The sequence below is a fragment of the Mesorhizobium sp. A623 genome (genome assembly GCF_054489405.1).
The window spans coordinates 1-11,838 of sequence record NZ_JBTMXB010000066.1; the positions used below are offsets into that span (position 1 = coordinate 1).

At 57.2% G+C, this 11,838-nt stretch carries 12 protein-coding genes and 4 pseudogenes; 10 read left to right on the forward strand and 6 right to left on the reverse strand.

Annotated elements, in window-relative coordinates:
• Positions 1-270: 270 nt before the first annotated feature.
• From ACX3P1_RS27015 to ACX3P1_RS27040, 6 genes and pseudogenes are all read left to right on the forward strand, one after another.
• Positions 271-916, forward strand: a pseudogene (locus tag ACX3P1_RS27015) (pirin family protein); the annotation flags it as partial.
• Positions 917-1,210: 294 nt separating this feature from the next.
• Positions 1,211-1,675 carry a Ros/MucR family transcriptional regulator gene (locus ACX3P1_RS27020; protein WP_459082730.1) on the forward strand — a complete coding sequence of 155 codons (465 nt, stop codon included), beginning with the start codon at positions 1,211-1,213 and terminating at the stop codon, positions 1,673-1,675.
• Positions 1,676-1,866: 191 nt separating this feature from the next.
• A complete protein-coding gene (locus tag ACX3P1_RS27025) occupies positions 1,867-2,289 on the forward strand; it encodes a VOC family protein (RefSeq protein ID WP_459082732.1) in 423 nt (140 codons plus the stop codon).
• A 219-nt stretch (positions 2,290-2,508) separates the two neighbouring features.
• Positions 2,509-2,997 (forward strand): DUF1203 domain-containing protein, encoded by a 489-nt coding sequence (locus tag ACX3P1_RS27030; protein ID WP_459082734.1) that lies wholly within the window; start codon positions 2,509-2,511, stop codon positions 2,995-2,997.
• A gap of 258 nt (positions 2,998-3,255) precedes the next feature.
• Positions 3,256-3,414 (forward strand): annotated as a pseudogene (locus ACX3P1_RS27035) (hypothetical protein); the annotation flags it as partial.
• Positions 3,415-3,423: 9 nt separating this feature from the next.
• A pseudogene (locus tag ACX3P1_RS27040) lies at positions 3,424-3,880 on the forward strand (Lrp/AsnC family transcriptional regulator).
• 246 nt (positions 3,881-4,126) lie between these two features.
• Here the strand turns inward: ACX3P1_RS27040 and ACX3P1_RS27045 are convergent.
• The 4 genes from ACX3P1_RS27045 to ACX3P1_RS27060 all read right to left on the reverse strand — a co-directional run bounded on the left by ACX3P1_RS27045 (position 4,127) and on the right by ACX3P1_RS27060 (position 6,603).
• Complete coding sequence (locus ACX3P1_RS27045) at positions 4,127-4,306, reverse strand: hypothetical protein (RefSeq protein WP_459082736.1); 180 nt, start codon at positions 4,304-4,306, stop codon at positions 4,127-4,129.
• 111 nt (positions 4,307-4,417) lie between these two features.
• Positions 4,418-4,813, reverse strand: coding sequence for a BA14K family protein (locus ACX3P1_RS27050; protein ID WP_459082752.1), 396 nt, complete (start codon positions 4,811-4,813; stop codon positions 4,418-4,420).
• 13 nt (positions 4,814-4,826) lie between these two features.
• A complete protein-coding gene (locus tag ACX3P1_RS27055) occupies positions 4,827-5,012 on the reverse strand; it encodes a hypothetical protein (RefSeq protein ID WP_459082738.1) in 186 nt (61 codons plus the stop codon).
• Positions 5,013-5,955: 943 nt separating this feature from the next.
• Entirely contained in the window at positions 5,956-6,603 is a 648-nt protein-coding gene (locus ACX3P1_RS27060) for an NADP-dependent oxidoreductase (protein WP_459082740.1), read from the reverse strand.
• 29 nt (positions 6,604-6,632) lie between these two features.
• Between ACX3P1_RS27060 and ACX3P1_RS27065 the strand changes: the two genes are divergently transcribed.
• Together ACX3P1_RS27065 and ACX3P1_RS27070 are read left to right on the forward strand one after the other, a co-directional pair.
• Positions 6,633-6,770: a hypothetical protein gene (locus ACX3P1_RS27065; protein ID WP_459082742.1), complete on the forward strand. Its 138-nt coding sequence runs from the start codon at positions 6,633-6,635 to the stop codon at positions 6,768-6,770.
• Positions 6,771-7,001: 231 nt separating this feature from the next.
• Positions 7,002-8,159, forward strand: coding sequence for a mechanosensitive ion channel family protein (locus ACX3P1_RS27070; RefSeq protein ID WP_459082744.1), 1,158 nt, complete (start codon positions 7,002-7,004; stop codon positions 8,157-8,159).
• Between the two features lie 285 nt (positions 8,160-8,444).
• On the opposite strand, the pseudogene ACX3P1_RS27075 reads toward ACX3P1_RS27070, so the two are convergent.
• Positions 8,445-9,717: pseudogene (locus tag ACX3P1_RS27075) on the reverse strand (alpha-amylase family glycosyl hydrolase); the annotation flags it as partial.
• A 482-nt stretch (positions 9,718-10,199) separates the two neighbouring features.
• On the opposite strand from ACX3P1_RS27075, the gene ACX3P1_RS27080 reads away from it, so the two are divergent.
• A complete protein-coding gene (locus tag ACX3P1_RS27080) occupies positions 10,200-10,946 on the forward strand; it encodes a glycine betaine ABC transporter substrate-binding protein (protein WP_459082746.1) in 747 nt (248 codons plus the stop codon).
• A 108-nt stretch (positions 10,947-11,054) separates the two neighbouring features.
• A complete protein-coding gene (locus tag ACX3P1_RS27085; protein WP_459082748.1) occupies positions 11,055-11,444 on the forward strand; it encodes a helix-turn-helix domain-containing protein in 390 nt (129 codons plus the stop codon).
• Positions 11,445-11,638: 194 nt separating this feature from the next.
• Here the strand turns inward: ACX3P1_RS27085 and ACX3P1_RS27090 are convergent.
• The coding region (locus tag ACX3P1_RS27090; RefSeq protein ID WP_459082750.1) for a transposase at positions 11,639-11,838 on the reverse strand (200 nt) is incomplete at its 5' end.

Sequence of the window (11,838 nt, forward strand, 5' to 3'; positions counted from 1 at the left end):
ATTGCCGGCTGCGGCGTTCCTATATTATCCCCGGCAGATCGACCATTCTTGAAGAAGGCGCCTTATGTCTGAAACCTAGCTTTCCTCGCTGCAAGCCGCAATGCCGTCTCCGAACTGGGCGGGCGCAATTCTCTCGCTCGTGGCTCTTAGCTTGGCTGTGGTCGCTTGGGCGAGTTCCGGTACTCGGCTTCCCACTGCTATATGTCGCCTTTGGCCTTTATCAGCCGTTCGCGAAGTGGAACCCGAACGTCCGAGATAAGGTCGACAGCGCTTGGCACCGTTACCTATCTCTATCGCGGCGACTTCCACCACCGTGACAGTCTCGGCACTGATCAGGTCATCCTGCCGGGCGCATTGAACTGGATGGTCGCCGGGCGTGGCGTCACGCACTCCGAACGAACCTCGGCCGAAGGGCGCAGCGGACCGCATAGCCTGTACGGCATCCAGACCTGGGTCGCTCTGCCGGACACCCATGAAGACATGGCGCCTATCTTCGAGCATCACGGCAAGGCGAGCCTCCCTGTTATCGAAGGGGATGGCATCGAGGCGCGGCTGATACTCGGGAACGCTTTTGGAGAAAGAGCACCGGCGACGCTCTATTCCGACACCTTCTACGCCGACGTGAAACTTGCGCCCGGCGCGCTGTTTCCGATGCCGGACGACCATGAGGATCGCGGCATCTACATCACCGAGGGATCGATCAGCGTCGCCGGGCAAGAATTCGAGGCAGGCCGGATGATGGTTCTCGGCGGCGCGACCTTGAACGGGCCACGCTACGTCTGGTGGAATTTCGTTGCCATCCTCGATGAAGCGGATCGAAGAAGCGAAGAACCAGTGGCGTGCCCAGGATTGGGGCAAGGGCCGGTTCGACCTGCCCGAAACCGACCGCGCCGAGCACATCCCGCTGCCGGACTGACGACGACACTCGCTCTCAACCGGCGGCTCATTGGGGTCGCCGATCCAATGACCAGTCAACACAATTATCTGCCGTCGGGAGAGACAAAATCGACGGTCTGGGTCGGTGTGATATTGTAACGAGCGGCAGCATTGCGGCCTTTCTCCCAATCTGTTGTTAACCTATAGAGGCGATGTATTTCTCTCTACGTCAGATATCGGGTGTATCGGCCGTACACGGGTGGTCTCCGGTTTGCATCGGGTCAGATAAGACTATATGTAGCCGACATCCCCAAAAAAGCGACTGGAACTGTGTATGCCTAACATCAAAAACGAAGAAATCATCGAGCTTACGGCTGGCGTGATTTCTGCCTATGTCTCCAACAACCCAGTTCCCGTTGCCGATTTACCCTCGTTGATCGCCCAGGTTCATCAGTCGCTGTCAGGCCTGACAGGAGCGGCGGCCGAGCCTGCAGTGGAAACCCAGAAGCCCGCGGTGAATCCGAAGAAGTCGGTTCATGACGACTTCATTATCTGCCTGGACGATGGGAAGAAGTTCAAGTCGTTGAAGCGCCACCTGATGACCCATCACGGCATGACTCCAGACGAATACCGCGCGAAGTGGAACTTGCCAACGGACTACCCGATGGTTGCTCCCGCGTACGCTGCAGCCCGTTCGGCCCTCGCCAAGAAAATGGGCCTCGGCCGCAAGCCCAAGGTTGTCGAGACCGCTGCACCAGCACCTGTGAAGCGTGGCCGTAAGCCGAAGGTGGCAGCTTAGGCCTATAGCTTGTTCGTGCTGTTTGTCCTTGCCGTCTGTGCATGAATCTGAGAGTTTCGGAGCCGTCTGAAACAGGTTAGGTCGATGCGGTTGGCTCGACCCCCGCAAATCGCGGGTCTTTCCGTCGCATGTGCGGCGGCCCAAGACCTTGAACGCTATGCAATCGTGCGTGGCGACTAGGGGACTTGGATATGCAACAACAGATTTCCGTCATCACACTTGGTATTATGGACTTGGCCCGCTCGCGTAGGTTCTACGCGGAAGGCTTTGGCTGGACTCCGATCTTCGAAAACGACGAGATCATATTCTATAAGATGAATGGCTTCGTCCTTGGGACGTTCAATAAACCAGCGCTTGAGCAAGATATGGGGCGGACTGGACTTTCTGCGCCGGGCGCATTCTCGCTGGGGCACAATGTGCCTGCGCGGAACGATGTCATCGCCGTGATGGAGCGATTGATAGAGGCAGGCGGTCGAATGATCCGAGAAGCGGATGCTCCGCCGCACGGGGGCTTTCGCGGATACATATCCGACCCCGACGACCATGCCTGGGAAATCGCATGGAATCCGGCTTGGGCGATCGATGAACGAGGAATGGTGACTTTCGGCTTATAACGAGGCCTATCCATTCAAAGAAACAGGGCCGCTGGATAGACACTGGCGGCCCTGTTTTTTGTTACAGCGAGCGCTCTGCACGATCAAATTTGATCGCAAGAAGCGGGTGGTTTGATCCCGTTCTTGGTGACACCTCTTTGTACACCAGACTGGGCTCTCTGAGCTAAAGCACGTTCGGGTCGCTTGATCCTGCCCACGTAACCAAAAAAGGGGACAAAAATGAATAAAATTTGCTTTCTCCCAATACCGAGTCACAAGGCGCGGGCGCTACGCTCAGGCGAACCTGATGCATATGGTTGTTTGCCAGAGCGTGCGGTGTCGGATGGCGAAGGGAACCCATGCCGCCATTGTCTGGATTTAATACCGGAAGGCGCCGACATGTTGATCCTTGCATATCGCCCTTTCCCCGAACCCCAGCCCTATGCGGAGACCGGGCCGATCTTCCTTTGCGCTGATGCTTGTGAGGCTTGGTCAGGCGAAGGTGTTCCTCCGATCCTCGGATCCAGTCCAGATTGCCTCCTGAAGGGCTATACCAACGATCACCGTATTCGCTACGGAACTGGTAAGATCGTAGCCCAAGAAGACGTTCCAGCTTTCGCCACCGCACTTTTGGACCGCGCTGATATTAGCTTCGTCGATGTGCGCTCTGCACGAAACAACTGTTTTCAGTTAAGAATTGTTCGATCCAACGAAAATGGGCAACTTTAGGTTGACCCTCCCTCGATTTGGAGTGCGCCCTTGAGGGCGGCAATGGTCAGTCTGTCGCTTTGAATGATCCCGTGCCGCCCTTCGATCCATGTGTTACCGTGAACCGCTCAGGTCGCATTTTCCGCCAATTTCTGAACCGCGCCGGGTTGATCGGAGGCTCCAACGGATAATGCGGCAACTCCTTCATAGCGGATTTAGCGCCACGGCCGACCGGGGATCTTCAGACCAACCGTGGGCGCTCGCGGATCAGTTTCAGTCATGAGGTCAGGGCCACGTGGAAAGCGCCCATACATCGTGAACATTCCGCTCAGCGGCTATGCATCGTGCGTGGTGGCGCAAAGCATATCTGCGATCTCGGCCTTCAATCATCCGCTGGACCTGATCGTCCATCAGGTTGCACCAGCTATCGCGGTCGGCTGCCCGGTCATTGTCAAGCCAGCAATTACGACGCCGCTCTCATGCCTCGCAATCTCGCAACGCGATCTGGCTGACCAGGTCGGCCTGTCGCAGAACGCCTGCTGGCGCAGGCTGCAGGAGCTCAATGCCTGCGGTCTCGTTCGCGGCACCCGCACGACCGACCATCGATCTGGCAGCCCTTGGCCTGGATCTCACCGTCTTTGTCATGATCCGCACGCGCCACCATTCGAAGGAATGGGCGGGCGATTTCCGCAAGCATGTCATAAGGCTTCCCGAAGTCATCGACTTCTATCGGATCGGCGGCGACAGGGACTACCTCGTCAAGGTGGTGACGCGCGGGATGGCCGGCTACGACGCCTTCTACCAGCGGCTCATTACCAATTTCAATCTGGCCACGGTGACGGGTTTCTTTTCCATGGAGGCCATCGTCGAGAACCGCGCCGCGGATCTCAGCCGTTTGCGATGAAGCGTCGCGAAGCCTTTCCCACCTGACCGCTGCCTTCCTGCTCAAGCTCTCGCGGCCCCCTCCTCGATCTCGCTCGTTCGGCTCCGGCTTACGCGGTGGTCTGCTCTTTGCCTCCTCGTTCGTGGGGCGGCTAGGCAATATTCACTGGCGTCGTAGTTGATGGCGATCAACGTTACATAGGCATACTGATCGTTGCCGAGGCCCATGGCGATACGGAAGATGGGGATAGTTCGGTGCTGTCTGTGGTCAATAAGCGTTTCTGGATGCCGCCACAATCAGGAACGTAGAAATCATAGCTGCGGTGGCGACAAACGCGACGGCGAGAATGGTCTGTATGATGCCGAAGTAGACGCATCCAGTGACAAAGACCGCCAGCAGCAGCACTAAGACCGGCAGAAATTTCGTACGCCTAGATATCGCAGTCATTTTACAATCTCTCCGCTCCAAAATGTAGGCTTACTCCATGTCCGGCACATCACCGCTGATGAATAGAAAAGGCGGCCCGAAATCCGCCTTCTCCACGCCGATAGGCCCGATTCAATATGGCGAGCGGCACTGTTTGCGCGGCCCATTATAGGGCTGGAACGTATTGTCCGAGGCGCGGTAACTGCGATACTGACCGTAACACCATTGAACGTGTGCGTTGCCGCGCTGCGGCTGATTGGCTATTGCCCCGCCGATGGCTGCGCCTAGCCCAAACGCTGCCAGGGGATACCAGAAACCATCTGAGTGACGGCGATAGCCGTGCCGATGGTGATGCCGACCTGAATATCCTTTCCAATGGCCTCGACGGTTGACATGGGATCGATGTCTGGGGCGCTTCTTCAATCGCTTCTTGTACTGGATCGTTTGGAAGTCCGGTTGAACGCCCGACGTGGTCATCAGGTTCATAGGCACAACCGGACCCGCGACAGAGGGAGCGACGCCAGTCATCCCAAAAGCTAAGCTAACTGATCCCGCGCAAAGTGCTGATATGAATTTTTTCAACTGTGCCTCCAAATGCTACCGAGCGTAGGGCTGCTCGGAAGAACCAATGGGTGGACAGGTAATTCGTTCCATCCTCGCCACGGTCGAACGCGACGACGACGATCAGCTTCGGGTGTTTGGTCTGAGGCAGGACGTTGTCGGACATTGAGGAGATCGTCCTTCATAAGAAGGGATTGGCCCTGCCTGGGGACGTTGGGGACAGGGGAAGGCAGGGCCGACTGCGAGGGGCTTGCAGTACGAGAACAATACAAGAACATCAGTGAGTGTCAAGCAAAACCCAGCAGTACGCATCTGTAGGCGCAGCCAGCGCTCAGTTGCATGGCGAGCTGAATCCGTAGCCGGAATCAGCTCATCCATACCGCTCTGCGAGCATGAATTTCCAAGAACCAGAACCGGGACAACTGACCCACAACGGGAATCTTCAACCATGGCCACAAGTGCGTTCCAGCCATCCGGATTGATCCGATTTTCGCAGGTTCCAGAACGTCGCAAAAGAAATTTGCAATGCCGAACTTGGGTTAGCATGGCAGTTGGAGACGTATCGTGCAGCTGGCGAATGGATTGGGCCAAATTTCACCGCTCGCGTAATTTTATTACGCGTTTGCTGTGCCCATCTGCGGCGCATTTGTCTCGCCGTAGGTCCCAGGTTAACGAAACCCGATGTAATTTTCTCGAAACGCGCGGCCGGCTATTCGGCAATGACATCGCCTGTTACTAATTCGAGGCTATTATCTCTGCGTCACCAACTTCGGCTGCGTTGCATTGGAAGGGCTGGCATGGTCTTAACGCCAGAAGAATTCATCCAGGCTTTCAGGATCCGGCACGGTTGGAGTAGCAAACCAGGCTCGGCGATCGCGAGAGATTTGACCATTTTCGCGAATGATCACTCAGGGTCATCCCAAGATATTGACGAGCTATATACTATCTTCTGCCTGTCAAATGGGTTGACCCCTTATCCCGAAAGGAAGCGCGCAAGCCCTGAATGACCCGCCCATGACCGCCGAACCGGGTGGTTGGCTCTTCAACGGTATGCAGAAGGCTAGTTGACCATACGAAGTCAGCACCACCAAGATTTGCTTCTGTTCCTCTCAGTCCCGACCGACGCGGATTACGCGCTTGCCGAGGTTTTTGCCGTTGAGAAGGCCAATGAAAGCTTCCGGAGCGTTTTCCAGGCCGTCGATGAACTCTTCGCGGTATTTGATCTTGCCGCTTGCGACCCAGCCGCCCATCTCCTTGGCGAATTCGGGGTAGAGATGGCTGAAGGTGTCGAAGATGATGAAGCCTTGCATCCTGATCTTCTTGCGCAAAATCTGGCCTATCAGCCAATTCATCCGATCCGGCCCTGCGGGTAGTTCGGTCGCATTGTATTGCGATACCAGTCCGCACACAGGTACGCGCGCATTCGGGTTCAGAAGAGGGATGACCGCGTCCAGCACCTTGCCACCGACATTCTCGAAATAGATGTCGAGGCCGTCGGGGCTGGCCTTGGCGAGTTGTTCAGCAAAGTCCGGGGCCTTATGGTCGATGCATGCATCGAAACCTAACTCGCTAACCGCATAGACGCATTTGTCGGGACCGCCAGCAATGCCGATCACACGGCAGCCCAAGAGCTTGCCGATCTGCCCCACTGTCGCACCAACCGGGCCCGTCGCGGCAGCTACAGCGATTGTCTCGCCGGGCTTGGGCGCGCCGATCTGCTTCAGGCCAGCCCAGGCCGTGAAGCCTGGCCTTCCCACAATGCCAAGTGCCCAAGAGGGATGCCAACATGACGTTGGACAGCGCCTTGGCGGTGGCAGACATATTCGATGAGCGGCCGTCGATCTCCCGTCCTGCAAAGATTATGCGCGTAGAAGCGATTAAGGCGGGCTGGAACGAGCCGGAAACCGCCAAAGCCTGCAATTGAACAGAGGCTATCATTCGCCAGAAATTTGGCGGGGATCTTCTGTTTTTACGGGAGCCTACCCACCCTCAGACGCCCCTACTGTCCAGGCGCTCGAGAAGAAAACGGCTCCAAGCCGTGAACCCACAAACCTCCTGCACCCATTTTTGACCTAATCCGTCAGCCAACCTTGACCCTCGCGTTTCGATGTTCCAGTCATGCCACCTAGGCACACTGGCAACGAGATGATCCGATATGAATTTTACTGACGTGCAGGCATGGTTCTCGGATCACTATGTCCTTTGGACAAATATAGCCTTCGCCTTTCTGATCATTCTGGGCGTGCTGATACTCAACCGCATCATAAAGAAGATACTCGGCTCATTCATTCGTCGCGCCGAAGCCACGCATAATATTTGGCGCACCGCCGTTCTGAAGTCCCTGAATTCTCCCGTTCACGGTGTCGTCTGGATCATTGGTCTCACCCTGGCGGTCGGTTTCCTCACCCGTAACGGCAGCTTCAGCCTCCTCTCGGAGGTCTTTGCCCCAGCCCGTGACGTTGCCGTGATTGCGGTTGTTGTCTGGTTCCTCTTGCAGGCCGTAGCGCGGATCGAGATCGGACTTCGGGAGAGTTCACGCGCAAAAGGTCAGGAAATCGATCCCACGGCTGCTGATGCAATCGGAAAGCTGATACGGGCCGCCATTATCATAACTGCAATCCTGGTTGGCATGCAGACCCTTGGCTTTTCCATCTCGGGCATCCTCGCTTTCGGCGGCATCGGCGGCATTGCGATCGGCTTCGCCGCGCAGGGCCTCGTCGCCAACCTGTTCGGCGGCCTGACCATTTATGCCAGCCGCCCCTTCAAAGTCGGAGAATGGATCATCATGCCGGGCACCGAGGTTATGGGAGAGGTGCAGTCGATCGGCTGGCGGGCGACGCGCGTCATGGGCTTCGACCGTCGGCCTTTCTATGTGCCGAATGCGTTGTTCAATACCGCGGTCTTGATCAACCACTCACGCATGACTGCACGGCGCATCGAGGAATACGTCCACATCCGCTACCGGGATATCGACAAAGTGGGCACCATCGTTGCCGATACCAACAAGATGCTCTCGGAACACCCCGGTCTCCAGCACGACTTCTTCGTTTTCCAGATGGATTCCTACGGCGAATACGCTTTGAAACTGCTCCTCTATGCGTTCACTACTGGTACCGATTACAACGAGTTCATGTCGATCAAGGAAGACGTCCTGCTGAAAATTGCCGGCATCGTTCACAAGCATGGAGCCGAACTCGCCGTTCCGACATCCACCGTACATATGCCAGAAGGGCTCAGCTTTCAGCGGAAGCCGAGAAACGAAGGATCCGAGCCGCTTCTTCAAGGTCTCGATGAACGGCCGCAAATCGGATGACTAACACGATGCCGATTTGCGAGGCCAGATACTGGGCCGTCACCACCATGCCGTTCTGGCCTTCGGCAGGCGCTGGCGAAGCGGCGAACGCGGCAGGCAGCGTAGTCAGCGTCTGTGTAATAGATACGGAAAGCGTTCCGAACTGCTGCATATCCTCCTCCCGTTGTCTCCCGCTCCAAGGTTTGAAAGCGGCACCGTCGAAGCTTTGGTGCGCCATCGAGCGAATGCAAGCAGAAGTTTTCTCAAGTTCCGGGGCCAGCGGGTAAGATCACAACAGGCGCGTGATCAACCGATGCGGCTGAACCAGGCCTCGTAGTCTCCAAGGTGAATTTTTCCGACTTCCGCTTCTGCGCCAAAGCCGTGTCCTCTCAGGGCTTGCAGAGCGTAGCTTGCACCAAGGTCCAGCGTGGTCGTCTAATGAGAGAGGTTAAAAGTGCAGAGCACCCGGTCATTGCCTTCGCAGCGGGTGAACACGACCGTGCCGTCGGGTGAATCCACAAATTTGATGTCGCCCTTGATCAGGGCCGGACGTGCGCCGGAAGGCCAGAAAACGCCGGTAGTGCTCCAGCAGCGACCCCGCCTGGCCTTGCTGTGCGCTGACCGCCTTCGCCAGATATTCGGCAGGGAGGAGCCACGGTTTTGCATTGGAGAAGCCGCCATTTTGAGCTTTTTCATCCCAGACCATCGGTGTGCGGCAGCCATCGCGTCCCTTGAATTCCGGCCAGAAGCGGATGCCGTACGGATCGCGCAGATCCTCATGGGCAAGGTCGGCCTCGCGAAGCCCCAGTTCCTCGCCCTGATAGAGGCAGACCGAGCCGCGGAGCGACAAAAGCAGCGCTGAGATCACCTTCAGATAGGCCGTCACACCTTGCTCGCCGGCGGCCCCGCGCGAGGCATGACGCATTACGCCGTGATTAGAGAAGACCCAGCACGCCCAGCCGTCGCTGGCCACGCGGCCAAAGCTTTCGAGCACGCCGCGAACCTTGGCGGCGCTGATCTTCTCCGGTGCCAGGAAGTGGAAAGCGTAGCACATATGGACACGTTTTTCGCCGGCGGTGTAGACAGCGACCACCACTAACCCGCGCTGTGAGTCCCGACTTCGCCGACCGCCGCCGCTGCCGGATATTCATCGAGCAGCGCGCAATCGTTCGAGGAAGGCGAGGTTTTCCGGGCGACTCTCGTCGTAGAGGTGGTCCTGATAGTTGTACGGATTGACCGAATGCGCGGTCTGGTCGTTGCGCGGGTGCGGAGGCAAGGCCGGGTTGTCCTCCAGCCCCTGCGAGTGAAAATAGAAATTGATGGTATCGAGGCGAAAGCCATCGATGCCGCGCTCCAGCCAGAACTTGGTCACGTCAAGCAGTGCGTGCTGAACGGCACGGTTGTGGAAATTCAGGTCTGGCTGCTCGGCCAGGAAGTTGTGCAGATAATATTGCTGACACCGCGTGTCCCATTGCCACGCGGAGCCGCCGAAAATCGCCAGCCGGTTATTGGGCGGCGTGCCGTCCGGCTTGGCGTCGGCCCACACATACCAGTCAGCCCTGGCGTTATCGCGGCTGGACAGGCGAATCCAGGCACGGGTCCTATAATGTATGAACTTGAGCTGCTATTGGTTTTATCTTCTGACCATAGACCCAAGGACTGAAAACGCCGCGTATCCCTTGGAACAGGCCGGGCATTTTTCTGAGGCGGAAGAGCGAATCCCTTCCGATCTCCCCCTGCTTCAGGACGACTTGTGTTTGGAGTCCCGCACGAGGAAATCCCTTTTAGCACAATCAATTTCACGGCCAAGGGTTGCCCCGAGAGTTTTATGTCCGTATAAACGCCTCCTCATATGGGGCTCTGGGGATGCAAAATTGGTATTCCCGCTTGCGATGGTGGCCGTCTTACAATGACGGTCGCGCGTTTTGTGCTGGCAACACTGTCGATGCACTTATGCGATATTGCGCCTTTCATCTTGCACACATTTCCCACGGATTCATGTCTATTAAAATAACTGGCAATAACCTTTACAAGATTTTTGGAGAAGACCCGGCTGAAGCTTTGGCGCTTCTCAATGAGGGCAAGGGGAAAGATCGGATTTTCGAACAGACCGGCCAGACTGTTGGCGTCAACGACGTCAATTTCAACGTCGCCGAAGGCGAGATATTCGTCGTCATGGGACTGTCCGGCTTCGGCAAATCCACCCTGGTTCGCATGATCAATGGGCTTATCAAGCCCAGCGCTGGAGAGATCCTGACCGATGGCGTCAATGTCACCTCCAGTTCTCCCGATGAACTGTCAGGCTATGGGCTTCGCGATCACGTGAACCCCATCAAGGCCAGCTACGCCGCCTCGATGGCCGACGCGGTCGCGGCCCACCAGCAGGGCACGCCGATCCTGTTCTACACCTGGACGTCCAACTGGACCGTCAACACGCTCAAGCCCGGCACGGACGTGATGTGGATCGAAGTTCCGAAGGTGGATCTGCCTGAGGACCAGAAGAACCTTGAGGCAGCGGCGACGCGTCCAGGGGTCCCCGGCTGTGTCGAGGATCCATGCAAGCTCGGCTTCCCCGCCAACGATATTCGTCCGGTCGCCAATTCGGCCTTCCTCAAGGACAATCCGGCGGCCAAGGCGCTGCTCGAGGAAGTATCGATCCCGATCGAGGACATCTTCGCCCAGAATGCCAAGATGAATGACGGCGAAGGCAAGACCGAAGACATCCAGCGCCACGCGAGCGAGTGGATCGAGACCCATGGCGATCTCGTCAGCGAATGGGTGGAGAAGGCAAAGACCGCCGCCAACTGACCGCGAACGCACTCCTGACGGCGGCATCCGCCGCCGTCAGCTTGCTCAGAACGGCAGACGGAAGCTAGCCGGTGAATAGCTTCATTTTCTCAAAAGGAGACCGGAATCATGACCCATCATCCGACAACCGACCTTTCCGCCGACACGCTGGGTGGACGGATATCACTTGCGCGCGAATTCACGGGGCTTTCTACCGCACAGGCGGCGCGGCGCCTTGGGGTCCTGACTTCAAGCTGGAGCGCGTGGGAGTGCGACCGCTCCGAGCCACGGAGCAATCGCCTGGCCATGATGGCGGGAGTTCTGGGTGTGAGCCCGACCTGGCTTTTTACCGGCATTGGAAGCGCACCACAGGAACGCACCAATGGCGAGTCTGCAAAACTCCTGCAGGAGCTTCACCGTACGTCCGAGAGCATCGCAACATTGAACAAGCGCGTGCAGCAGCTCATAACCGGCTTCGAGGAGTTGCAGACACCGGAGGACGGCCCCGTCGCCGCATGACATCGACCCGTGGAGGAGGGTAAGAACCCTCGGCACACCGAAACTGGATCGATCACACGATACTTTAGTCGCCGACGTTAATCGCGCCACCGGCTGTATTAGTTGACTTGGCAATTCTGATCTGACCTGCTTGTTGCTCCGCATCAGGAATACCATGCATTGGAATCGCTAGAGCGTTTTCCGAATAATTGCGGTTACGTATCATAGCCGGCATGTGCGAACATGTTTTCGCATTCCTGTGGTGCGAATTGCTCAATGGCCAGGGCCACAGCGTCCCACAACTTCGGGATAGACCGAGCAGCGACCTTTCGTAGAATGGCCTTGAGCTTGGCGAAGGCCATCTCTATGGGATTGAAATCGGGGGAATAGGGCGGAAGATAACGCAGGCACGCCC